The sequence below is a fragment of the Novosphingobium sp. PASSN1 genome, assembly GCF_002278815.1.
The window spans coordinates 1-24,364 of record NZ_NKIS01000015.1 but is presented as its reverse complement, the minus strand read 5'-3'; the positions used below and the strand labels follow the sequence as shown (position 1 = coordinate 24,364).

Genomic DNA, 24,364 nt, shown 5'->3' with positions numbered 1-24,364 from the left:
GTTACTAGCAAAAGAGAGGGGAAGCGCCGTGACGCTGACGACAAACGAGCTCTCGGCGCGCGAGGAGATCCGGGATCTGCTCCACCGCTATTGCAAGGGAATCGACCGGAAAGACTGGGCCTTGGTGCGCTCGTGCTTCGCCGATGACCATGTCCACCGGCACTCCACGTTCGTCGGATCGCCGGACGAGTTTATCGGTTTTGCCAGTGCCGTGCTCGGCACCATCCCCGCGACGCACCACACCATCGGCAATCTGCACTTCGCCTTTGCGCCGGACGGCCAGAGCGTGGAGACCGAAGCCAACTTCGTCGCCTACCACTTCATCGAAGCCGGCCACACCGAAGGCACGCCGGTGCCGACCGGCGGCAAGGCGACCGACTGGATTGTCGCGGGCCGATACTGCGACCGGATGGAAAAGCGCGATGGGCGCTGGCTTATCGTCGCGCGGCAGGCGCACCATGATTGGGAACGCGTCGATCCGGCAAATGTCTGAACAAACAAGCAATTTCACGGGAGAGAATGACATGCGACTGAACGGCAAGACCGCGCTTATCACCGGCGGTTCCTCGGGGCTCGGTGCAGCCATGTCGCGGCGCTTTGTTGCCGAGGGCGCGAGCGTCGTGATTGCCGATATCGACGATGCAGGCGGCGAGGCCCTCGCCTCCGAGCTTGGCGACAAGGCCCGCTACGTGCACCTTGATGTGACGCAGGAAGCCGATTGGGCCGCTGCGATGGACGGCATCGGCGCGCTCGATTGCGTGATCAACAACGCGGGCATCACCACTGCCGGGAACATCGAGCAGGTGACGCTCGCGCAGTTCCGCCATGAATTCGAGATCGATGTCGTCGGCGTGTTCCTTGGCTGCAAATATGCCGTGGCGAAGATGAAGGCCGCTGGCGGCTCGATCATCAACATGTCCTCGCTCGCGGGCATCCGCGCCAATGCCGATCTCGTCGCCTACAACGGCGCGAAGGCGGCGGTGGCGCACATGACCAAGTCGATCGCGGCGCATTGCGGCAAGAGCGGCTACGGCATCCGCTGCAACTCGATCCACCCCGGCGTGATCCGCACGCCCATCCTCGACAAGGTGCTGGCGCAGGTGCCCAACCCGGACGAAGTCTACGCGGGCTGGGTCGCGGTCCACCCCATCGGCCGCATCGGCACGCCCGAGGAAATCGCCGCCATCGCGGTGTACCTCGCTTCCGACGAATCCGGCTTCACCACCGGGGCCGAGTTCCGCATCGACGGCGGCAGTTCGATTTAGGATTGGTCGATCTGATGAACCCGATCAGCCTCGCCTCGGGCGTCGTTCCCGAATTCGGCCCTGTCGAAACCATCCGCGCCGCGCGCTTTGGCGGGTTTGACGCGGTCGGGCTCTGGGTCGATCCCGAGGCGTGGACTGAGACGACCACCCGCGAGGCCCGCGCCGCGCTGGCGGATACGGGCCTCCCGCTGGTCGACGTGGAAGTGATCTGGCTTCAGCCGGGCAGCGACATGGCCGCGCACAAGAAGGTCATCGATGTCGGCGCCCAGCTTGGCGCGCAAAACGTGCTGTGCGTTTCCTCGGAAGCCGACATGGGCAAGACCGCCGCGCGCCTCAACGAGCTGTGCGTCCATGCCGAAGGGACGGGCCTGCGGGTGGCGCTGGAGTTCGGCATCTTCACCGAAGTGAAGAACCTCGCCATGGCGCTATCCGTGCTGGATCAGGTCGCGCACCCGCTGCGCGCGCTGCTGATCGATCCGATCCATGTCGACCGCTCGGGCACCGCGCCCGCCGATCTCGCGGCTATCCCGCGCGAATTGCTGCCCTACGCGCAGTTCTGCGATGCCCCCGCCAAGCGCCCCGATCCGGCGGATTTTGCAGCGATCATCGAAGACGCCATCGACCTGCGCCAGCAGTGCGGCGAAGGCGCGCTGCCGCTGGCCGCGATGTATCTGGCCCTGCCGCCCGGCATCCCGCTCAGCATCGAGCTGCGCTCCAAGGCCCTGCGCGATGGTTTCCCTGATCCCGGCGAGCGCTCGCGGGCCGTCGCACAGGCCACGCGGCGGTGGCTGGCGGCGAACGCAGGCTAGTTCCCGCGCCCCTTCACGAAGGCCGCCACATCATCGTGCAGCGCCTTCAGCGATGCCTCCAGCGCATAGACCATGTGGCCTGACGGGTAATACTTGTAGGAAATGTTCCCGCGCAGGTTCTCCGGCACGGGCAGATGGCGCATCTGGAAGCGGCCTTCGAAATAGGGCGTCGCGGTATCGTAGTATCCGCCCAGCACCAGCACCCTCAGCGAGGGATTGGTCTTCATCGCGAAGGCGAGGTCCGGCAGCACGTTCGCCGCGCCTTCCACTGCGTATCCGGCGCCCGGCGGAGTGTGCTTGAGGTCCCACTCCCCCACGTCGGCAAAGAGCTTGAACGCCTTGCCCGTGCCATAACCCAGCTTGCCGCGCGCGTAGTCGTTGAACGCCGAGACATAGGCAGAGCTGATCGCAGTGGACTGCGGATCGTAGTCCGCCTCGCGGCTCAACACATCGAGGCTTGCTCCGGAAAAGCGCGTATCGAGCCGACCCACCGTCTGCCCGGTCTCGTCCATCAGGTTGCGATTGAACTGGCCGAGATTGACCCTGAGGTTCGAGCGGAGGATATAGGCCGGGCTAAGGCCGGTGTAGCGCGCTAGCTTTTCGGCCATCGCCTGCTTGCGCTGCGCTGAAATGTCGTTCCCCTCGATCAGCGCGGCGGCATAGTCGGTGGTCGCAAAACGCTCCGCCTCGGCAAGGAACGGTTCAAGCTCTGCCGGGCGGCCGCCGGGCACGCGGTTGTGATACCAGGCGGTTGCCGCATAAGTCGGCAGCGTCGCGATATAGGGCAGGTCGTTGCCGGGGTTCCACTGCGGCGCATCGGCCCAGAAATCGAACGCGAGCGTCACCGAAAGCAGCATGATCCCGTTGAGATCGACCGCATCCGACGACTGCAGCTTCGCGGCCAAGGCCACCGCGCGCGGCGTGCCGTAGCTTTCGCCGAAAAGGTAGCGCGGCGAATTCCAGCGCTGGTACTTGGAGAGGAACTGCTTGATGAAATCGGCGAAGGCGTAAACGTCCTGATCGATCCCGTAGAACGCCTTTTCCTTGTCCTTGCCCGCGATCCGGCTGAACCCCGCTCCCGGCGCATCGATGAACACGAGATCCGCCACATCGAGCGGGCTCTCGCCGTTATCAACCACCTGATAGGGCGCGGGCGGGGTGTGCTGGCCGTCCGCCGTCACCACCCGGCGCGGGCCGAACGCGCCCATGTGGAGCCACACGGTGGAGGAACCCGGCCCGCCATTGAACACGAACAGGATGGGGCGATCCGCAGCGGGCGCACCCTTCTTGAAATACGCGGTATAGAACATCGAGGCTTCGGCAGCGGCCTCATCGTCCGCCTTGGGTTTGGCGGCGTCGTCCCAGCCCTTCGGGTGGACCACCAGTGTGCCCGCGATGGCCTTGTAATCGATCCGGCTGCCCCGCACCGTGACGGAGCCTTCGCTGGCGACTTCCTCCGGCTGGAACAGGGCGGGAGGCACCGCCTTTGCTGCTTCGGCTGGCTTGGCCGCATCCGCCGCCTTGTCCGCCGCCAGTGCCGCCGTGCTCAGCCCGAAAGCCAGAGCCAGTGCCGAAATATCCCGCAGCCACCGCATGAAAGCGCCCCACCTGAAAAAAACAAAACCGGCGCGGGTGGTCGCACCGCGCCGGTTTGTTGTCCAGCAGTCATGAAGGGCCTGGGAGGGCATGTAGCCCTCCCCAACCGTTACCGCGCCATCACCCCGCCGAAGGCCGGTGCGCCGTATCGGACCAGTCCTGCCGTGCAACCCACTGCGCCAGCGTTTCCAGCTCGATCCCCGGCAGGCGTTCCATCATAGCCTCGGTGTTGACTTCGAACGGCTTGGTCGGCGCGTTGTTGTTGTAGTTGTAGAACGCCGCAATCCCGGCAGCGAAGGGCTTGCGCTCCTCCTCAGCCATCGAATCGCCCAGCGCCTTCACCAGCAGATCGCCAAACTCTTCCGGTGTGCAGGGATCGTACTTGATCGTGTGGCCGAAGTGATCGGACAAGATCTGCGCGACTTGCGGCGGCAGCAGGCGCTCCGGCCCGCCGATGTTCATCCACGTGCCTTCCATGTCCGGGCGGTCCATCGCGTGGATCATGATCTTGGCCACGTCATCGAGGCTGATCCAGTTCGCGCCCAGCGTTGGCTTGTGCGGATAGACATAGCGCTTCTCGTGCATGATGAACGGGCGCGCCCAGTTGGTCAGCAGGTTGTCCATGAACAGCACCGAGCCGAACACCGTGGCCGGAACGCCCGAACGGAACAGCGCGTTGATGCCCGCGGTGTTGCCCGCATAAGTAAATGCATCGCCGGGCTTGTCCGGAATCCAGCTGGAGGTGTTCCAGACGAAGCGCTTGGCGTCGACTTCCTTGGCCGCCTCACCGATCCAGCCCGCCAGTTCGGCGCGGGAATCGCGCAGTTGCAGCGGGTGATTGTAGAACACCGCGTCCGAGCCTTCGAGCGCCTTGGTGTAGGTCTTGCGGTCGTACAGGTCGATCACGCGCGTTTCGATATCGGCGTTGGTTGGCCCAAGATCGGGCTTTTCATTGCGCGAAAGCGCGCGAACCGAGTGCCCTGCGGCAACGAGTTGGCGCACCTGCGCCAGCCCTTGCCGACCGGTTGCGCCCACGACGGATACCAGTGCCATTTCGCATCTCTCCTCTTGAGTGGAGCTGCCCGGCTCTCTGGCCCGGTGCAGCCGGATTATTCGGGCCTAGCTGCGGATTGCGCTGGCTCCGTCGACATTGAGGTCGGTCCCGCTGGTGAAGCTCGAATCCTCGCAGCTGAGAAACAGGATCGCGCGCGCCACTTCGTCAGGCTCGCCCACGCGGCCCATCGGGTGCGCGGAAGCCATCACCCCCTCGATCTGCTCGGGCGTTGCGCCGCCCGCGTTGAGGTAGCGATTGTACATCGGGGTGCGGATCGCGCCGGGATGCACGGTGTTGGCGCGAATCTTGAGGCCACGTTCGGCGCAATCGAGCGCGACCGACTTCGTGAGATGCGTGACGCCCGCCTTCGACGCGCAATAAGCCGCCATGCCGCCTGCCGCGCGGTGCGCCAGCATCGAGCCGATGTTGACGATGGTGGCGTTCTCGCCCGAAGCCGCCAGCGCCGGGAGCGCGGCGCGGCAGCCATAGAAGCTGCCGGTCAGGTTGATATCGATATGGCGGTGCCAGCTATCGAGATCGACGTCGACGGTGTTGCCCGGCTCGGAAATGCCCGCGATGTTGCACAGCGTGGTCAGCTTGCCGAAGCGCGCCAACGTGGCGGCGACGGCGGCTTCCCACTGCGCCAGATCGCGCACATCAAGCTGCACCGCAGCGGCATTCGGCCCCAGCCTGGCGGCATGGGCCTGCGCCTTGTCCAACTGCAGATCGCCGAGCATCACGCTGCCGCCTTCGGCCACGAACAGTTCGGCAACCGTGCCGCCAATCCCTTCCGCGCCGCCCGAAATCAGGGCGACCTTGCCGGTCATCTTCCCCATCTGTTTCAGCGCTCCAGAATGCACACGCCGGACAAGCCAGGTGCGCCATAGACGTGGCTGTAGGCCGCCTTGGGATTGTTTGGCACCTGCCGCCCGCCGCCCCGGCCGCGCAGCTGCACGGTGTTTTCATAGACCTGACGCAGACCCGAAGCGCCGATGGGTTCGCCGCAAGCAAGGCAGCCGCCATCGGTGTTGACCGGGAGCGTGCCGGTGACTTCGGTGCGGCCTTCGCGCAGCCACTGTTCCTGATCGCCATCCTTGCAGAAGCCGTTTTCGGCCATGTGCATGATTTCCGCGCCGGATTCGGTATCCTGCAACTGCGCGACGGAGATATCCTCCGGCCCGATCCCGGCTTGCTCGAACGCCGCCTTGGAGGCGAGGATCGTCGGCTTGCCGCCATTGTCGATATCAACCGAAGGCGCAAACACCTCGAACGAGCCCGGCGGACGGGTGCGGACGGCGACGCTGGCGATCTTCACCGCATCGGCACCCAATTCGCGCACTTTCTTGCCGCTGGCGAGGATCAGCGCCACCGCGCCTTCGGCGGGCGCGCAGAACATGTACTTGGTCAGCGGATCATTGACCATCGGCGAGTTCAGGATGGTTTCCAGATCGACCGGCGAACGCCGCCATGCGTGATCGGCATGGACGCCGTTGCGGAAGGCCTTTTCCGCAACGCGGCCCAGCGTTTCCCGGCTGATCCCGTAGAGCTGCATGTAGCGCTGGATCTTCAATGCGAAGAACTGCGTCGTCAGCATCATGCCGGTCTGGCCGTACCATTCGGGCAGGCCATAATCGCGCGGCTTGGCGTTGAATGCGCCGCGCGGGTGCTTGTCGAAGCCGACCGCCAGCGCCACGTCGAACTCGCCCGCCGCAATGGCATTGCGCGCGGAGGCCAGCGCAGAGCCGCCGGTGGCGCAGCCGTTGGCGACGTTGATGAACGGCAGGCCGGTGAGGCCCAGTTCGTTGACCATGATATCCGCGCTGCCTGCCGCCGCCGAGCCGCCATAGGCGCAGCCCACGTCGGTCCATGCGATCCCGGCATCGGCCATCGCCTGACGCACGGCGAACACGCCCTGATCGCGGCCCGAGCGGCCATCAGTGCGGCCAAAGGGGTGGATGCCCGCCCCGATGATATAGACGTCTTCCATCACGCTTTCTCCGGACGAAACGCATAAGTCGAACGGGTCGCGTCAAACGGCGCGACCACGAATTCCATCGGCATGCCAAGCTTCAGATCTTCCAGCACGCAATCGACGATGCGCGTCTCGACGATCACTTCGCCGGGCAGCTCGACATAGCCGAGCAGGTAGGGCTGGAACGGCTCCGGCCCTTCGAATGGCTCCTTCGGCTGGAAATCCTGCCGGGTCCACGACCACAGCGTACCCTTGCGCGAAAGGCGCCAGAGTTCGACGCCTTCGGCCGCATCGCCGCTGGGATAGGGGAACACGATCTTACCCGATGGCAGCCGCCCGCCGATCAGCGCGGGCTCCGCCTCGTTCGTCCACAAGTTCTCTGCAATCGGCTCAAGCACGTCAGCCATACCTTTCCCATCAGGGGCGGGCCGACGGCTGCGGCCCGATATGAAAAGTATCGTGACACCAAAGCCGGGGGGCGACGATCATTGAAAGTGCTAGGTCGCGCCATCCTGGCCCTCACTCAATGTGTTAGTCGCCGCCGCGACCGCGAATGCCTAGCCCTTGGAAAAAGAGGAGCGAGCGACTTGGGAGAGCATCGCCACTACCGCCATTTCGTGCTCGGCGTGATCACGTTCGGCGGCATGCTCAATATCGCCGACAGGCTGATCCTCTCGATCATGATCGAGGATATCAAGCACGCCTTTGCCCTGTCCGACACGCAGATCGGCCTGATCACCGGCTTTGCGTTCACCGTGCTCTATGTCGTCTGCGGGCTGCCGCTGGCCTGGCTGGCAGACCGGATGAGCCGCCCGCTGATCATCGCCTGCGCCATCGCTTCGTGGAGCCTGATGACCGCGCTGTGCGGCATGGCGACCGGTTTCTGGACCTTCTTCCTTGCGCGCATGGGGGTGGGCATCGGCGAATCGGGCAGCGGCCCTGCCGCCACCTCGCTGCTGACGCAGACGTTCAAGGGCCACGAACTGGGCCGCGCGATGGGCATCTATTTCCTTGGCCCTACGCTGGGCACCGCGGCGGGTCTCATCCTTGGCGGGGTGCTGGCCCATGCCGTCGGCTGGCGGATGACCTTCCTGCTGCTGGGCCTGCCCGGCATTGCCTTCGCGCTGTTCGTGTTCCTGACGGTGAAGGAGCCGGGCGGCCGCCCCGTCCCGCCCAAGGTCGGCCTGACTGAAGGGCTGACCGCGTGGTTCACCGGGGTGCGCGCGCTGTTTGCCAACCGCGTGTTCCTTGCCGCATCGTGCGCCTTTGGCTGCATGATCGTGACGGGCTATGTCTTTGCCACCTGGCTCGCGGCGATCATGCTGCGCGGCTTCCCCGTCTCCACCGCCGATGTCGGCTTCTACCTCGGCCTCGCGTTCGTGCTGGGCGGCATTCCCGGCCCGCTGCTGGGCGGCTACCTCACCGATTGGCTGGTCCGGCGCGATGCTCGCTGGCGGGCATGGCTCCCGGCGATTGCCACGCTGGGCTGCCTGCCGTTCTACCTCGCCGCGCTCATGAGCACGCATTTCTGGACGTTCCTCGGCCTGTTTTCCTGCGGCTATCTGGTGTTCCTTGTCGCGCAGGCGCCCACCGTCTCGCTGATCCAGCTGGCCGTCCGGCCCGATGAGCGCGCGATGGCGATGGCGGTCGCGATGATCTTCAACAATCTCATCGGGCAGGCGCTCGGCCTGTTCCTCGTCGGCTATGTCAGCACCAGCCTGACGCCCCTGTTCGGCATCAAGGCGCTGAGCTGGGCGGTGATCGGCGTCAGCGCGGCCTTCGCGGTGCCCGCCGTGCTGTTCTACCTCTACGCGGCGGGCGGCATGGAGCGCGGTCCCCTCAAAACTGGTAATGGCCCCGCCTCTGCGGAGGCGTAGACTTATCGAAAGTGGACTTGTGACAAGTCCATGGGAGAGCAGACAAATGGTGGAAACCAAGACCGGGCACGACCGTACTGCAGGCGTGACCTACCTCGATGTGATCAAGAGCGACAAGGTCGCTCCGCCGCCTGTCTATCTGGAAGAATCGCCCTATCCCGGCGGCGTCACCAAGGTCGCCACGCACCGCTACTACAGCCGCGAGGAGCACGACCGCGAGGTTGAACGCCTGTGGAAGCGCGTGTGGCAGATGGCCTGCCACGAGGACGACATTCCCAACGTGGGCGACACTTTCGTCTACGAGATCGCAGGGCTTTCCTTCATTCTCGTGCGCAATGCCCCCGGCGATGGCCCCGGCGCGGTCAAGGCTTTTCCCAACGCCTGCCTCCACCGCGGGCGCCAGCTGTGCGATGCGCACCGGCAGGGCCTGAAGGTGCTGCGCTGCCCGTTCCACGGCTGGTCATGGCACCTCGATGGCAAGCTCAAGGAAGTGCCCAGCCACTGGGATTTCCCGAGCGTCACCGAAGAGGAATATTCACTCCCCGCCGTCTCGGTCGGCCATTGGGGCGGCTTCGTGTTCATCAATCCGGACCCGAATGCCGAGCCGCTCGCCGATTTCCTCGGCGATATCGACCGCCATTTCTCGCTGCCATTCAAGGGCCGCTACAAGGCCGCGCACATGGTCAAGCGCCTGCCCTGCAACTGGAAAGTGGCGCAGGAAGCCTTCATGGAATCCTACCACGTCGTCGGCACGCACCCCGAACTGCTGCCGATGTTCCTCGATACCGGCTCGAAGTACGACGTGTGGCCGAACATCAGCCGCGCGATGTCCGCCTCCGGTCCGCCAAGCGCGCACACCGATCTCGATGCGCCTGATCCCAGCGCGTTCCCCGAAGGACAGGCCTTCACCAGCTTTCGCCACCCGCTGAACGGGCACCTTTACACGCGGCTGGACGAAAACCGCGTCGAAGTGCGCCATCCCAATGGCAAGACCGGCATCTTCGACATGACCGGCGCGCATGTTGAGGGCGAAGTGGTCAACGCCGATGCGCACATGTGCAACTGGATCGGCGGCAAGATCGCGCCGGGCGAGGAAAACACGCCCACGCGCTTTGCCAGCGCTTCAGCGGCGGATTTCCGCGCCGATGCCGCGCGCGACCGGCGCGACACGATGCGCCCGCAGTGGGGCGATGCGATCGACCAGTTCAGCGATGCCGACATGATCGACGCGATCTTCTATTCGGTGTTCCCCAACCTGCATCCTTGGGCGGATTTCAACCCGATCTTCTACCGCTTCCGGCCCGACGGGAACAACCCGGAGCAATCGCTGCACGAAGTGATGTACATGGTGCAGGTGCCCGAAGGCGCAGAGCGCCCCGCGCCCGCCAAGTGCACCTTCCTCGATCTGGACGACGACTACACCAAGGCGACCGAATTCGGCAGCTATCTCAACAAGATCTTCAACCAGGACGGCCTGAATCACGCCGCTGTACAAAAGGGCCTGCACAATCACCCCAAGGGCGAGGTGATTTTCGCGAGCTATCAGGAAAGCAAGATCCGCGATTTCCACGAGAAGCTGAACCACTGGCTGGATAGCGAAACCCCGCCGAAAAGCCGCTGATCTCCTTGCCGGCCTTTCCCTGCGCGTGCGGCCTGCAATCCGGCGCGCGGGGCCCCCTGACGATACGCGAGGATACGGCCCCAACCAAAAGGCTGGATGAAACCTAACTTCCGTCACGGAATCCTTGCGCTTTTCCGGCCACACTGCGCCGGAAAACCCACACTTTGTCACCCTTTTTGATAGTTGCTGTCAGCCCCCTGCGCCCTAGCTTATCATACGGGATGATAAGGAAAAAATCGTGCGTTAACAGCATGATAAACGCCTTATATCAAATTGGGAGGATTGCCATGAGATTGAACACACTCGCATCGCCGCTGCGCATCGCGCTTCTCGCGGGCGTCGCGTCGACTTCGCTGGCGCTGCCGGGGCTGGCCCATGCCGCCGATGCCGCAGCCGCCGATGCGGCGTCAGCACCTCCGGCAACCACCGAGGAAATCACCGTTTTCGCTCGCCGCGATGCAGAATCGCTGCAGAACGTGCCGCTGACGATCACCGCGATCGGCGCTGCCACGCTCGCCAAGTACAACGTCACCAAGCCCGCTGACATCGTCAGCCGCATCCCCACGCTGAACGTCCAGATCGGCGGCTCGGGCGCAGGCGCGCAGCTCTCCCTGCGCGGTGTCGGCTCGTCCAACATCTCCGCCGCGTTCGACAGCGCCGTGGCGCTCGATTTCGACGGCGTGCAGGTTTCCACTAGCCGCCTGCTGCAGGCCGGCTTCGTCGACCCCGCCCAGATCGACGTCCTCAAGGGCCCGCAGTCGCTCTACTTCGGCAAGAGCGCCTCGGCAGGCGTGCTGCAGATCCGCTCCGCAGACCCAACCTCCACGTGGCAGTACGGCGGCAGCGCTTCGTATGAGTTCGAGGAAAAGGGCTACCTCATCGGTGGCTTCATTTCCGGCCCGCTGAGCGACACCTTCGGTATCCGCATCGCCGGCCAGTACAACGACGTGAAGGAATACGTGAAGATCGCGCCCGGCACGCCTGCGCTGCTGCGCAATCGCGGGCTTCGCGATTTCGTCGGCCGTGTCACGCTGCAGTGGGAACCGTCGAGCGATTTCAAGGCCAACCTCAAGGCCACCTACACGCGCAACACCAATGACGGCGCCATCGGCACCGCAGATATCTCGTGCGGCAAGAACGGCCGGGCGGATGAAGTCGTGCTGCTGGGCGGCGCGATCGCGATCCCCTCGAACGCGGATTGCAACCCGTTCGACAAGTACTTCACCACGTCCGATCCTTCGCCCACTGCGGTCAAGAAGTTCCCCGATGGCAGCGCGGGCGCCAACGGCGGCTATCCTGGCCACCCCTTCGGCAAGACGGACCTGTTCTTCACCCGCCTGCTGATGAACGCCAAGGTTGCCGATAACCTGAAAGTCGTCTCGACCACCGGCTTCATGAGCCTCAAGGCAGTCGACTTCGACTCCTACTCCTACCTCGGCGTCGGCCCCGCGTTCAACCCGAACGGCGTCCCCGTCGGCCTGATCGCGCCTGCCCTCGCCGCAATCAATGGCCCGGGCGTCGCGCTCGGCATGGGCTCCAGCGATCCGGAGAACAAAACCAAGCAGTTCACCCAGGAACTGCGCATGGTCAGCAGCTTCGACGGGATGTTCAACTTCACCCTCGGCGCGTTCTATGAAAAGCGTACGATCGATTTCAATACGTCGCAGATGGGCGTGAACATCTCGATCATCGCGCCCGATCCTGTGACGGGCAACACTTATGACTGGTACAAGAAGCACCGCACCAAGACCGATGCCTATTCGGCATTCGGCAGCGGCACGCTGACCTTCACCGATCAGCTCGAACTGACCGGCGGTGTGCGCTGGACGCGCGAAAAGAAGGTGAACACAATCACCGTTCCTTACGTGCACACGTTCCTGTCGGCAGGCCCTGCCTTCATCGACAGCGGCTTCTTCTCGGGTCCGATCAACTTCAAGGACACCAAGTGGACGCCTGAAGTCACGCTGCGCTACAAGGCGACGCCTGACCTCAATGTCTATGCCGCGTTCAAGACCGGCTTCAAGTCGGGCGGTATCGACAACTCGGCACTGCCTTCGTCGAACCTGCTCGGCCTGGACAACCCGGCCACGCGCGATGCCGTTGCCAATGGCCTGATCTTCAAGTCGGAAACCAGCCGCGGCGGTGAAATCGGCTTCAAGTCGCAGCTCGCCAACCGCACCATCACGTTCAACGCGACCGCGTACTACTACGTGTTCAAGAACCTGCAGGTGCAGAACTTCAACGCCACCACGATCCAGTTCATCACCAGCAACGCCGGTGAGCTGACCACGAAGGGCATCGACATGGACTTCAGCTGGCGCACGCCGGTTGACGGCCTGCGCTTCACCGGTTCGGCGGCCTATACCAATGCGAAGTTCACCAAGGACTTCATCACCGGCACCGGGCCTGACGGCATTGCCGGCAACGCGGACGATCCGAACATCAATGGCCGCCGCGCTGCGCGTGCACCGCGCTTCGCGGGTAACATTGCCTTCGATTACACCGCACCGCTGGGCGATTCGCTCGAACTGGGCCTGGCCAGCAACCTCGCCTACAGCGGCGCGTACTACACCCGTCAGGAAAACGTGGCTGACTACATCCAGCCCGCCTATGCCACTCTCGACGCCCAGATCTCGGTCGGCGCACCTGATGGCCGGTGGAAGCTGGCGCTGATCGGCAACAACGTCACCAACAAGATCTTCGTCAACACTTCGGGCGGCCGTCCGTTCCTCGCCGGTCCCGGCGGGCTCGGCACCCCCGGCAGCGCGACCTACGTGCCGCAGGGTGACGATGAAGTGTTCACCGTCAACCGTGGCCGTCAGGTCTTCGTGCAGGCCAGCTTCAAGTTCTGATCTTCAGAGCTTAGGCCGGAAAAAGGGCCGCTCCGGGAAACCGGGGCGGCCTTTTTCGTTGTGGGCGCCTTTCACTTTGTGGGCGCCTTTCACTTTGTGGACGCCTTTCACTTTGTGGACAGGGCACAGAAAAAGCGCGGCTGAAGCAATCTGCCTCAGCCGCGCCGTCTCCCATTGGGGGCCAGATGTATCAGATGACATCGTCGGCCCGTGCTTGACACGGGCCTTGGCTTTCTTCTTCGCCCGCCGCGGCTGAAGACCAGCCAAACCCCGTGTCAAGCACGGGGTGACGGAAAGGGATTAGCCAGGCTGACGGGGCTCTGCAGGAGGACCTCAGGCCGCGACCACCCGAACCGGAATCGCGCTTTGCAGAACCATGCCGGTGATCGGATCGGCGTCGTCCGCGTCGTCGATCAGGCGGTTGGTCGAGCCGCCCGCCGTCATCACATCATCCTTGCCCGCATCATCGTTGCCCCATGCGTGGGACATCGAGATGACCCCGCGCCGCACCTTGTCGCTCGCGCTGGCCACCGCGTGGATCGAGGCGACGCGCGAGGCGATCTCGATCACCGCACCGTCTTCCACGCCGAGCGCGGCCAGATCCTCCGGATTGATGTAGGCCGGGTTGGTCGGCATCTTCTTCTTGAGGAACTCGGAGATATGCCCGTTGCTGTTGTAGCGGTGCTTGGAACGGCGCGAGATCAGGCGGAAATCGAACCCGTCCGCCTCGGGCCGCTGCGCCGCATAGCCGGCAAAGGCCGCCGGCATCGCGCCCGCGCCAAGCTGGAACCGGTTTGCCGCATCGGGATCGGCAGGCGCAATCACTGCGTGTGCTTCGGGATAGATCATCGCCCCACCCGGCGTCGCACTCGCCAGCCCGTCGGCTCGCGCCTTGCTCGGCGCGATCAGGCAGCCATGCGCGATGAGATCGAGCATCGTCATCTTGTCTGGCACCGCATCCATCGAACACGGCCCGCCCGGCAGCTGGAGCTGAAGGCCGAGGTGCTTGGCGAGCCACCACAGCATTTCGTACTCGTCCATCGTATCGCCCGGCGCGGGCACCATCGCCTCGGCATAATGCGCGTAAGGCTCCTCGCAGAACGGCTGCGAGACGTTGTTGATGTCCTCACGTTCAAGGCACATCGAAGGCGCGAGGATCACGTCCGCCCGCTTCGCGCTGGCCGACATATAGGGATCTACCTGCACGAACATTTCCAGCGTTTCGAGCGCTTTGCGCACCTTGCGCTGGTTGGGGAAGGCGATTTCCGGGTTGCCGCCGATCGAGATGAGCACCTTGATCTGGCCTTCACCGGGGGTGAGGATCTCATCCGCCAGCACCGGGCAGGGCATTTCGGTGCCCAGCTTGCCGATGCCGCGAATGCGCGACTTCGTGAAGCCTTCGCCGAACATCGGCATCGGCGGCGCAACTTGCGCCTTCTTCGGCCCAGCGGCAAACGGCATGAACACCATCGGGTTCGCCACTTTGTCACCCGCCTGGTTGAAGCGGGCGCAGACCACGTTGAGCGCGGTCACCATATATTCGGTGAGGACGCCGCGGCCCGCCATTTCCGGCCCGGTGCCCGTGACCACCCGGCCCTTGGCGGCGCGGGCGAACATGCGGGCAGCCGCAACGATCTGTTCCGCCGGAACGCCCGACTTCTCGCCTGCCAGTTCGGGCGTGAAATCCTTCACCGCTTCGGACAGTTCATCGAAACCATCAACGTGGGCGGCCACGAAGTTGCGGTCGTAGAGCCCTTCCTTGATGATCACGTGGAGCATCCCGCCGAGCAGCGCGGGGTCTTCGCCCGGCTTCACCTGCAAGTAGAGGTCGGCCAGATTGCCGGTGTCGCTCTGGCGCGGATCGGCCACGATCACCTTCATCCCGCGCGCCTTGGCATCGCGCAGGCGGCGCGAGGGCGAGAACGGCGGCACGCCGCCGCTCGGCGTGTAGTGGGAGACGAGCGGGTTGTTGCCGACGAACATGACGACGTCGGATTCCTCGAAGTTGTTCGGCCCGCCCATCCACTGGCCATAACGCGCGGTGGTGAAGACCTTGGCGGGCTGGTCCACCGTGACGCTGGTATAGTAGTTGCGCGTGCCAATCGCCTCGGCCAGCGCATAGGACGTGCCCAGCACCGCGCTGTTCTGGAAGGCATTGGTGCCGCAATAGAGCGCCACGGCATGCGGGCCATGTTCGGCGATCACCGCGCGGACCTTGTCCGCCACCTGCTTCAGCGCCTCTGCGGTAGACGTCTCGACGAACTCCGCGCCTTTCACGCCGCCCTTGCGCACCAGCGGGCGCATGTGCCGTTCGGGCAGGTTGTGCATTTCGGGCATCTGGCGGCCCTTCACGCAGGTATAGCCACCAAACAGCGGGTTCTCGGGATCGCCCCGCACCGACTTCACCTTGTCGCCTTCAACATCAACCAGCATGGCGCAGCTGGCATGGCAGAAGCGGCAGAAGGTACGCAGGGTCTTATCGGCCAAGACACGTCTCCCAATATTTTGAGTGCGGAGGCTATCGGCAATTGCCCCCATCTCCCACTGATGAAAGAGAGGGTAGGCCCCCGCCTTTTCACCAGTAGCATGGCGGTCGAACCCGGGTTTGATGCGCAATCAGCCCAAACCGAAGGATAGCAGATGAGCCAAGAAAACCGCCACTGGATCCTTGCGCGGCGGCCCGTGGGCAACGCCTATGCCGAAGCCTTCGCGTTGGAGACGGAAACCCTGCCCGCACTGGCAGAAGGCCAGATCCTCGTCGCCAACAAGGTCCTTTCGATGGACAGCGGCACGCGCATGTACATGACCGACCGCGAGGACAGCTATCAGCCCGGCACCCCCTTGGGCGCTAAGCTGATCGGCACGGTGCTGGGCGTGGTGACGCAAAGCCGCCATCCTGCCTACAAGGCAGGAGACCGCGTGCGCTGCTATGGCCAGTGGGCGGATTTTTCAGTGGTAGAGCCTGATGCGACGTACTGCACCACGCTCGATGATGCGCATGCTGACCCGAAAGAATACGTCGGCATCTACGGCGCGAACGGGTGGACGGCGTGGGTAGGGGTGGTTGAGACCGGCGCGGTGCAGGCGGGCGAGACGTTCGTCGTCTCAGCTGCGGCGGGCTGTACCGGGCTGATGGCCGGGCAGATCGCCAAGGCGCGCGGCGCCTGCGTGATCGGCATTGCGGGCGGCGCGGCCAAGTGCGGCCTGCTGACCGGAGAGTACGGGTTTGACGCGGCAATCGACTACAAGGCTGGCAATGTCGAAGCCGAACTGGCGCGGCTCTGCCCGGACGGGATCGACGTCTATTTCGACAACGTTGGCGGCGAGATTCTCGATGCAGCGCTGGCGAACATGGCGCTGTTCGGCCGCGTCGCGGTCTGCGGCCTCATCACCAACTATATCGCGCAAGGGCCGGTGCCGGGCCCTTACCGGTTCGATCAGGTGCTGATGAAGCGCCTGCGCATCGAAGGCTTCTTCTCGCCCGATTTCTATGTGCGCGAACCGGCGTTCAACCCGGAACTGGCGCGGCTTGCAGCAGCAGGGCAGCTGCGCCTGCCCTTCGAGGTGAGCACGGGGCTGGAGGCAACGCCCGAAGCCTTCACCAAGCTCTTCACCGGGGCGAATATCGGCAAAGTGGTGGTGGAACTCTAAATCTGCGTGAAGCCGCCGTCGATGACCAGCTCGCTGCAGGTCATGTAGCTGGCGGCGTCCGAGCACAGGAACACCACGCCGCCGCCCATTTCCTCGGGCCGGGCCATGCGGCCGATGGGGTGCGTCATCTTGACGCCCTCCAGCGCCACCTCGCGGCTGGGGGCGACGCCCATTTCGACATAGCGGTCGATGATGCTTTCCAGCATCCCGGTATCGACGCCGCCGGGATGCACGCTGTTGACGCGGATGTTGTAGCCCAGCGCGGCAAATTCAGCGCCCATGCACTTGGTCAGGCCGGTCAGCGCGAACTTGCTGGTGCAATAGGCCGCGTTGAACGCCGCGCCATTCAGCCCGCCGACCGACGAGAAATTGACCACCGAAGCACCGCTTTTGCGCGCCTTGCCGCCTTCGCGCAGCATCGGCAGCAGCGCCTGCGTGCCAAGGATCACGCCATCGACATTGACCGCATTGACCCGGTGGAACTGCGCCAGCGTGGTCGCCTCGAAGCTTTCGACGATGGAAATGCCCGCGATGTGCGCCAGTGCATCGAGCCGTCCGAACCGCGATTCAATGACTTCGGCCAGCGCCTTCCAGCTGGCCTCGCTCGTCACGTCGAGCGACTGATAGAGATCGCAGGCGAGATCCCCCGCCGCCCCGCCGGCCTCGTCCCATTCCAGCGTAGCCAGATCGGCCGCGATCACGGTCGCATGGGCCGCCTTCAGCGCCTTGCACACCTGACGCCCGATCCCCCCGGTCGCTCCGGTGACCAGTGCGACAACTCCATCCAACGCAATCGTCATGGCAGAAATCCTTATTGGGCGGTCCAGCCGCCATCGACGACAAGCTCCGCACCCGTCACATAGCTGGCGTCATCAGAGGCGAGGAACGCCACGGCGGGGGCGATTTCATCGGGCTCGGCGATGCGGCCGATCGGCGTGCTCGCGCCCAGCCCGGCCATCAGCGTATCGACGGATTCGCCCATGCCCTTTTCCACCCAGCCCGCCATGCCCTGTTCAAGCAAGTGCGTGCGCACGAAGCCGGGGTGCACGGAATTGACGCGGATCGGCATGCGCTTCTGCGCGAATTCGACCGCCACGGCCTTGCAGAACAGCCGCACCGCACCCTTGGAGGTGTTGTAGGCGGAGGCATCGGCAATGCCGACGATCCCCATGATCGAGCTGATCGCGATCACCGAGGAGCCGCCGCGCGTCGTCTTGCCCGTCTCTTCCATCAGCGGCGTGCAATGCTTCACGCCGAGGAACAGGCCATCGACATTGACCGCCATCACGCGGTGCCAATCGGCAAGGCTGATCTCCTCGACCCGCGAGGTGCAATCGGTGCCGGCATTGGCCACCAGCACATCGAGCCGCCCATGATCCGCGCGGACCTGCGCGGCGGCCGCCTGCCAGTCGGCCTCCTGCGTCACGTTAAGCCGCAAGTAGTGCGCCGCAGCCCCCAGCCGGGCGAGCACGGCGGAAACCTCCGCCGCGCCCGGATCGGCAATGTCGGTCAGCACCACGCTCGCGCCTTCGGCCAGCATCCGCTCTGCCGCCGCCAGGCCAATGCCGCGCAGCGCGCCGGTGACCAGCGCAACGCGCCCTTCGAGCCGCTGCATCACGTCGTCTTCGGCAGCTCGCCGGAGATGTACTTGTCCATCGTGCGGTGGAACTGGCGGATGCGCGTTTCTTGATAGTGGCCGAGCTCAAGCCGCTTGTTCTTGCTCGCCTTCATGCCGGCCTGCACGTGCGGCAGGTTTTCCATGTCCTGATCGAACACGCCCGCCAGCGCGGCACCGATGAGGTGTCCGGCATAAGTCCAGGGCTCGCCATCGGGGATCAGGAACATTTCCGGTCCGCGTGCGGGCTTCTCGCCCTTTTGCGCGCGCATCAGGATGCGCACTTCCATCAGGCAGTGATCGGCATCCTTCCACGGCCGCCAGCGATAGACGATGTTGGGCACGAAGCCGCCCCACGGGCTCCAGTTGGGGAAGATGTTGTAGGTCAGGTTGTCGAGCATCTCGCTGTCGGAAGCCTGCGAGTAATCATGCCCATTCATTGCCGCGAAGCCTTCGCGGTTGGCCTGCGCCAGCACCTTGCGCGCCAGCAGCGGATCGGCGGGATCGAAGCCCTTGAGGTCGGTCGGTTCAGCCGCATTGCGGCGGCCGCGCCCATCGCCTGCGCCAAGGAACTCGGCCAGTTTGTTGATCACATACATCTGGTCCTTGCCCTTGAGGTGGGGCGAGAGGGTGCCGTTGGGCGTGATCGCCCGGTTCATGTGATCGCCGTAGAGATCGTAGCGGGTGTTGGCGTCTGCCGTGAAGGGCAGGATCTGCGGGTGCGTGACGATCGAGTGCCAGGCTTCCATGAACGCCTCGGATACCGCCTTCCAGTTGGCCGGAACCACGCGTGCGACCCACGCGCCGGTGGTGCATTCATCGAGCCGCCAGTTGTCGTAATGCTCGACACCGGGGCCGATCCATTCGCGGAAACTCGGCAGATCGTGGTTCTCGGTGATCAGGATGAAGCCCTGCCAGCGCTCGACCTTCAGTTCGGGAAGCGAGAGGTCCTTGTCTTCCAGATGCTTGAAATCCCACGAGCAGGGGATTTCCTTCAGGCTGCCATCGTTGTTCCAGGTGAAGCCGTGGAACGGGCAGCGCAGGTTGATCGCGCGCCCGCCTTCCAGCCGCAGCTTGCGCCCACGGTGGAGGCACACGTTGTAGAACGCGCGAACGCTGTCGTCCGGCTGGCGGACGAGCAGGAACGACTTATCATTGATCTCGTAGACCACGGTGTCGCCCGGATCGGGCATGTCTTCCTCGCGCGCGGCGAACTGCCACACGTTGGACCACATCTTCTCGTCTTCCAGCGCCTTGAACGCGGGGCTGGTATAGCGCTCCGGATCGAGCGGATCGTCGCCCAGTTCCTGCGTCGATTCCATCACGAGGTAATCGGGCGCGGGGCGCGTATCGACGGCCAGCATGTCGGTGTAAGTGATCCCCGGACAGCGGTCGGACCGGTCTGCCTTGAAGTCGTCGATCTGGGGGTCAATGTCAGCCATGGCGGATCCTGATTGTCAGAGGCGCAGGGCAGGCCAGGCAGGCCTTACCGCACGCGCAGTTCTTGCACGCGTGATATATTGCCATCGCGCTGTCTGCCAACAAGCTGGCGCATTGAATAGGCGGGGAAGAAAGCCGGGCGCGCGCCCTCAGCAAGACCGTCCTCAGTAAGAGCGTCCTCAGTAAGAGCGGGGCAGGCCGAGCACGTGTTCGGCAATGTAGCTCAGGATCATGTTCGTGGAAATCGGCGCCACCTGATAGAGCCGGGTCTCACGGAACTTGCGTTCGATGTCATATTCCTCGGCAAACCCGAACCCGCCGTGCGTCTGCACCGCCGCTTCGGCTGCGGCCCACGAGGCATCGGCGGCGAGCATCTTGGCCATGTTGGCCTGTTCGCCGCAGGCCTCGCCCGCTTCGAACAACCGCGCGGCTTCGTGCACCATCAGTTCCGCCGCGCGCATCTGGGCATAGGCCTTGGCGATGGGGAATTGCACGCCCTGATTCTGGCCGATGGGGCGGCCAAACAGTTCGCGCTGGTTGGCATAAGCGCGCGATCGTTCGATGAACCACTTGGCATCGCCGATGCATTCGGCCGCGATCAGGATGCGTTCCGCGTTCATGCCCGAAAGAATGTAGCGGAAGCCCTTGCCTTCCTCTCCGATCAGGTTGGCCGCGGGCACTTCGACATTGTCGAAGAACACCTCGGTGGTCGAATGGTTCATCATCGTGCGGATCGGGCGGATCGTCAGGCCGCCCGCCGCGCGCGCCGCGTTCATGTCGAGGATGAAGATCGAGAGGCCATCGATCCCCCGCGCCGATTCCTCACGCGGCGTGGTGCGCGCCAGCAGCAGCATGAGATCGGAATGCTCGGCGCGGCTGGTCCAGATCTTCTGGCCATTGACGATGTATCTGTCGCCCTGCCGGACGGCTGTGGTCTTGAGCGAGCCCGTATCGGTGCCGCTGGTCGGCTCGGTCACGCCGAAGGCCTGCAGGCGCAGTTCGCCGCTGGCGATGCGGGGCAGATATTCGCGCTTCTGCTCCGCGCTGCCGTGCCGCAGCAGCGCGCCCATGATGTACATCTGCGCGTGACAAGCCGAACCGTTGCACCCGGCGCGCTGCACTTCCTCAAGGATGGCCGCAGCGGCTGAAAGCGGCAGGCCCGAACCGCCGTATTCCTCCGGGATCAGCGCGGCGAGATAGCCCGCTTCGCCCAGCGCACGGACGAACTCAGCCGGGTAGGCCATCTCGCGATCGAGCTCGCGCCAGTAGGGATCGGGAAAGCTCTGGCACAGCTTGGCCACTTCCTCCCGGATTTCGGGAAAATCGGTTCCCTGCAAACTCGCCAATGCCATCTCGAATACCTGTCCTGCTCGCGCTTACTGCTTTTCCAGCCCTTACTGCTTTTCCAGCTTTGCCACGCCATCGGGGATCGCCACCCAGTTCTGCGCGCTCGAAGTCCAGAAGTGGACGGTGGGCGTGAGATCGGCCACCGCGTCCAGCGTGCCCGCCTTGATGAAGATCATGCCTTGCGCCATCCCGTCCGGCGTCTCGCTGAACACGGGCGAGCCGCACTTGCCGCAGAACTTGCGCAGCACCGGATTGCCCGATTCGCTACCGTCTTCGTAGACGGTCAGTTCGCCCGTGCGCTCGAGCGAAGCGAACGGGACGGCCACGAGCACCGAAAACGCCGTTCCCGCCTGCTTTTGGCAATGGCGGCAATGGCACACGCCGGTCAGCAGCGGCGGCCACGATGTTTCATAGCGCACCGATCCGCACAGACATCCGCCCTGGCGCCGTTCCCCTGCTGCTGCTTCGCTCATAACCCTGTCTCCCTGATCGTTGTTGCCTTCATTGCACGGCCCCTGCCGCGCGCCATCTCACGTTTCTGCCAGCCCTTATCCTTCGGCCAACATTGCGCGCAGTTCGCTCTTGAGAATTTTGCCATTGGCGTTGCGTGGCAGGGTCGCTTCCGTGAAAGCGATCCGCACCGGCACCTTGAAGCCCGCCAGCCTCGCTGCGACGAAAGCGCGCAGTTCTTCCTCGCTCGCCTCGGTTCCGGGTGCAAGATAGACAACCGCGGCCGGTTCCTCGCCCAGCGTGCGGTGGGGAATGCCGACCAGCGCGGCATCGGTCACGGCTGGATGTTCGTAGAGCACATTCTCGACCTCGATCGAGTAGATGTTCTCACCGCCCCGGATGATCACGTCCTTGGCGCGGTCGACGATGGTGCAGAAGCCTTCGTCATCGAGCTTCGCCAGATCGCCGGTGCGCACCCAGCCGTCCACGAAGGTCTGCGCGGTCGCCTCGGGCCGGTTCCAGTAGCCCGCCACGATCATCGGCCCGCTGGCCCAGAGTTCGCCGACCGTGTTCGGCGGCAATACCGTCACTCCGTCGTCGGCGCGGATTTCGAGGCTGGCGACGGGTGCGGGCGGGCCGCAGCTGGAGGGCCGGTTGAGGTAATCCTCGGCCATGTGGTGCGTCACCGTGGCGCTCGTTTCCGTCATGCCCCAGCCATTGCCGGGCAGCGCGCCGAAAGTCTGCCAGATCGCCGTCACCAGTTCGGGCGCGGACGGCGCGCCGCCATAGGCGATGGCCTCAAGGCTGGAGAGATCGAACTGCCCGCGCTCGGGGTGTTCGATCAGCTGCCAGGCGATGAACGGCACCCCGCCGGTCATCGAGACGCGCTCGCGCTGGATCAAGCGCATCGCCTCCAGCGTATCCCACTTGTGCAGCAGCACGAGGCGGCTGCCGCCTGCGAGCGAGCCCATCAGCGTGGCCGAAAAGGCCGTGGCGTGAAAGAACGGCACCGCGAGCAGGATCACGCGCGGCTTGGGCTCGGGCAGCCCCTCGCCGCGCCGCCGCGCCGATTGCGCGCCGCTCCACGCGCTCGTCATGATGTTGGTGACAAGGTTGCGGTGCGTGCCAAGCGCGCCCTTGGGCCGCCCGGTGGTGCCGCTGGTGTAGAAGATGCCGGCGGGATCATCGCTGTGGATCTGCGCTGCGGGCAGCTGCGCATCGGGCAGCACCGCCCAGATCGCGGGTGTGCCGATCAGGTCTTCCAGCGCTTCCCCGCCTGACGAGTTCCCGCGCGAGACCACCACGTTCTTGAGCGGAAGGCCTGCCGCGTGCGGCCCGATCCGTGCCCAGCGGTCGGCATCGGCAATCAGCATGCGCGCGCCGCTGTCTTCCAGCGCGAAGGCCAGTTCCTCGCCCGTCCACCACGCATTGAGCGGCACGATGATTGCACCGAGCGCCGCCACTGCCATGAACGCCACCGGCCATTCCGGCAGGTTGCGCATGGCGAGCGCCACCCGGTCCCCCTTGGCCACGCCGCGCGCGGCCAGCGCGGCCATCAGCGCGGCGACCGCGCGATGGAAAGCATCGAAGCTCACGCGCTCATCGCCGTAGACCAGGAAATCCGCCGCGCCGTGCGTGCGCGCTGCCGCCATCACGGCGCGCAGATCGGGCAGCGCGTTCTTCCACACCCGCGTCGGCACGCCGCGAATGGTCAGGTTTTCCATCTCGAACGGCATGCCCGGCGCGCACAGCTCGCTGCGGATTTCCGCCAGCGTGTGCACCGGCCAGCCGGGGGGAATGGCCGGGAGCGCGCCGGTACGTTCGGGGGCTTGTTCAGTCATGGCATCCTCATGGGCGCGGCTCATTCCGGCAGCGCCTCTTTGAGGGGGAGACTAGGGCCAGCCCCGGCTTGCAGCAAGTGCCCGCAAAGCCCTGCTTGCCGTAGCGGAAGGGCGCGAATCCGGCGGAATTGCTGCATTTTTCGAATGGCCGCACCGCGCAAAGCGCTTCCCTGATCCCGTTCGATGACCTAATCCGGAGCTATAACAAGATTCGTGGGAAGGACGCCAATTTGCCGGAGAGCGAGCAGCCGGATACCGCAAACACCGGGGGCGACGAGGCCGGCATGGGCTTTGGCGCCCTCGCCGCGCGGCTGGAGCCGCTGGGCAGTGGGCGCTTCAAGCTCGATGGCGCAGCAGGCTGGATGCAGGGCCGGACGATGTATGGCGGCACGGCGGCGTTCATCGCCTACTCCGCCGCCAAGCTGGCCTTCCCGGATCTGCCTCCGCTGCGCGCCGCGCAAGTCGGGTTTGTTGCTCCGGTGGGCGAACAGCTCGAAGTTGAAGTCGTGATGCTCCGGCAGGGGCGCAGCGTGGCGCAAGTGGAAACCTCACTGCTGTGCGATGGCGCGGTCGCGCAGCGCACGCTCTGGCTGTTCGGCGCGGAGCGCGAGAGCAATGGCAGCGTGGCGGCCTCGGTCCTGCCGGGGCTGATCCCGCCGGAAGAGTCCCCGCACCTCACCGCAAGCGACATGGCCCCCGCCTTCACCGCGCGGATGGACATGCGCCGCGCCGATCCCGCTGGCGGCTCACCTGCGGGCACGATCCGCCGCTGGGTGCGGCTGAAGGACCGCGCCGGGCTTGATCCCGTGGGCGAACTCGTCGGCATTGGCGATGCCTTGCCGCCCGGTTCGGCGCGCGCGATGGAGCGCAAGGGGCCGATCAGCTCGATCACCTGGGCGCTGACGATTCTGGGCGAAGTGCCGCAGACGCGCGAGGGCTGGTGGCTGCTCGAAACCAGTTCGAACCACATGGCC

Annotated in this window: 20 protein-coding genes; 8 read left to right on the top strand and 12 right to left on the bottom strand. The window is 64.8% G+C overall.

What is annotated here, in order from left to right; all coding sequences use genetic code 11:
* Positions 1-28: 28 nt before the first annotated feature.
* Genes CFE35_RS19660 through CFE35_RS19650 form a run of 3 tightly spaced genes read left to right on the top strand, consistent with a single transcriptional unit; the run spans position 29 to position 2,074 of the window.
* On the top strand, positions 29-493 hold the full coding sequence (locus tag CFE35_RS19660) for a nuclear transport factor 2 family protein (RefSeq protein WP_292931987.1): 465 nt from the start codon (positions 29-31) through the stop codon (positions 491-493).
* A gap of 31 nt (positions 494-524) precedes the next feature.
* On the top strand, positions 525-1,265 hold the full coding sequence (locus CFE35_RS19655; protein ID WP_292931985.1) for a glucose 1-dehydrogenase: 741 nt from the start codon (positions 525-527) through the stop codon (positions 1,263-1,265).
* Positions 1,266-1,279: 14 nt separating this feature from the next.
* Positions 1,280-2,074 carry a TIM barrel protein gene (locus CFE35_RS19650; protein WP_292931983.1) on the top strand — a complete coding sequence of 265 codons (795 nt, stop codon included), beginning with the start codon at positions 1,280-1,282 and terminating at the stop codon, positions 2,072-2,074.
* On the opposite strand, the gene CFE35_RS19645 is transcribed toward CFE35_RS19650, so the two are convergent.
* From CFE35_RS19645 to CFE35_RS19625, 5 genes are all read right to left on the bottom strand, one after another.
* Positions 2,071-3,669 carry a peptidase S10 gene (locus tag CFE35_RS19645; RefSeq protein ID WP_292931981.1) on the bottom strand — a complete coding sequence of 533 codons (1,599 nt, stop codon included), beginning with the start codon at positions 3,667-3,669 and terminating at the stop codon, positions 2,071-2,073. The genes CFE35_RS19650 and CFE35_RS19645 overlap by 4 nt on opposite strands.
* Before the next feature lie 121 nt (positions 3,670-3,790).
* A complete protein-coding gene (locus tag CFE35_RS19640) occupies positions 3,791-4,723 on the bottom strand; it encodes an NmrA family NAD(P)-binding protein (protein ID WP_292931980.1) in 933 nt (310 codons plus the stop codon).
* 66 nt (positions 4,724-4,789) lie between these two features.
* On the bottom strand, positions 4,790-5,560 hold the full coding sequence (locus CFE35_RS19635) for an SDR family oxidoreductase (RefSeq protein ID WP_292931978.1): 771 nt from the start codon (positions 5,558-5,560) through the stop codon (positions 4,790-4,792).
* 5 nt (positions 5,561-5,565) lie between these two features.
* On the bottom strand, positions 5,566-6,714 hold the full coding sequence (locus tag CFE35_RS19630; RefSeq protein WP_292931977.1) for a thiolase family protein: 1,149 nt from the start codon (positions 6,712-6,714) through the stop codon (positions 5,566-5,568).
* Positions 6,711-7,103: an OB-fold domain-containing protein gene (locus tag CFE35_RS19625; RefSeq protein WP_292931975.1), complete on the bottom strand. Its 393-nt coding sequence runs from the start codon at positions 7,101-7,103 to the stop codon at positions 6,711-6,713. Before CFE35_RS19625 ends, CFE35_RS19630 begins: the two co-directional genes overlap by 4 nt.
* A 180-nt stretch (positions 7,104-7,283) precedes the next feature.
* Between CFE35_RS19625 and CFE35_RS19620 the strand changes: the two genes are divergently transcribed.
* The 3 genes from CFE35_RS19620 to CFE35_RS19610 all read left to right on the top strand — a co-directional run bounded on the left by CFE35_RS19620 (position 7,284) and on the right by CFE35_RS19610 (position 13,046).
* Positions 7,284-8,573 (top strand): MFS transporter, encoded by a 1,290-nt coding sequence (locus CFE35_RS19620; RefSeq protein WP_292931974.1) that lies wholly within the window; start codon positions 7,284-7,286, stop codon positions 8,571-8,573.
* Between the two features lie 46 nt (positions 8,574-8,619).
* On the top strand, positions 8,620-10,194 hold the full coding sequence (locus CFE35_RS19615) for an aromatic ring-hydroxylating dioxygenase subunit alpha (protein ID WP_292931973.1): 1,575 nt from the start codon (positions 8,620-8,622) through the stop codon (positions 10,192-10,194).
* 287 nt (positions 10,195-10,481) lie between these two features.
* The gene (locus CFE35_RS19610) at positions 10,482-13,046 is read left to right on the top strand and encodes a TonB-dependent receptor (protein ID WP_292931971.1); all 2,565 of its coding nucleotides are present in this window, start codon (positions 10,482-10,484) and stop codon (positions 13,044-13,046) included.
* Between the two features lie 333 nt (positions 13,047-13,379).
* On the opposite strand, the gene CFE35_RS19605 is transcribed toward CFE35_RS19610, so the two are convergent.
* Positions 13,380-15,533: a molybdopterin-dependent oxidoreductase gene (locus CFE35_RS19605; RefSeq protein WP_292931969.1), complete on the bottom strand. Its 2,154-nt coding sequence runs from the start codon at positions 15,531-15,533 to the stop codon at positions 13,380-13,382.
* 153 nt (positions 15,534-15,686) lie between these two features.
* Here CFE35_RS19605 and CFE35_RS19600 point away from each other — a divergent pair, with 153 nt between their 5' ends.
* Positions 15,687-16,697, top strand: coding sequence for an NADP-dependent oxidoreductase (locus CFE35_RS19600; RefSeq protein WP_292931967.1), 1,011 nt, complete (start codon positions 15,687-15,689; stop codon positions 16,695-16,697).
* Here CFE35_RS19600 and CFE35_RS19595 read toward each other — a convergent pair.
* The 6 genes from CFE35_RS19595 to CFE35_RS19570 form a co-directional block, all read right to left on the bottom strand.
* Positions 16,694-17,497 carry an SDR family oxidoreductase gene (locus CFE35_RS19595; protein ID WP_292931965.1) on the bottom strand — a complete coding sequence of 268 codons (804 nt, stop codon included), beginning with the start codon at positions 17,495-17,497 and terminating at the stop codon, positions 16,694-16,696. The two genes, CFE35_RS19600 and CFE35_RS19595, sit on opposite strands and share 4 nt — an antisense overlap.
* A gap of 11 nt (positions 17,498-17,508) precedes the next feature.
* Positions 17,509-18,312, bottom strand: coding sequence for a glucose 1-dehydrogenase (locus CFE35_RS19590; protein WP_292932031.1), 804 nt, complete (start codon positions 18,310-18,312; stop codon positions 17,509-17,511).
* A complete protein-coding gene (locus CFE35_RS19585) occupies positions 18,312-19,754 on the bottom strand; it encodes an aromatic ring-hydroxylating dioxygenase subunit alpha (RefSeq protein WP_292931964.1) in 1,443 nt (480 codons plus the stop codon). The genes CFE35_RS19590 and CFE35_RS19585 overlap by 1 nt, the downstream gene beginning before the upstream one ends.
* Positions 19,755-19,931: 177 nt before the next feature.
* A complete protein-coding gene (locus CFE35_RS19580; RefSeq protein ID WP_292931963.1) occupies positions 19,932-21,104 on the bottom strand; it encodes an acyl-CoA dehydrogenase family protein in 1,173 nt (390 codons plus the stop codon).
* 42 nt (positions 21,105-21,146) lie between these two features.
* Positions 21,147-21,572 carry a GFA family protein gene (locus tag CFE35_RS19575; RefSeq protein WP_292931961.1) on the bottom strand — a complete coding sequence of 142 codons (426 nt, stop codon included), beginning with the start codon at positions 21,570-21,572 and terminating at the stop codon, positions 21,147-21,149.
* A gap of 75 nt (positions 21,573-21,647) precedes the next feature.
* On the bottom strand, positions 21,648-23,390 hold the full coding sequence (locus CFE35_RS19570; RefSeq protein ID WP_292931959.1) for a class I adenylate-forming enzyme family protein: 1,743 nt from the start codon (positions 23,388-23,390) through the stop codon (positions 21,648-21,650).
* A 128-nt stretch (positions 23,391-23,518) separates the two neighbouring features.
* Between CFE35_RS19570 and CFE35_RS19565 the strand changes: the two genes are divergently transcribed.
* Positions 23,519-24,364: thioesterase family protein (locus CFE35_RS19565; protein WP_292933250.1), on the top strand; the 846-nt coding region annotated here is incomplete at its 3' end.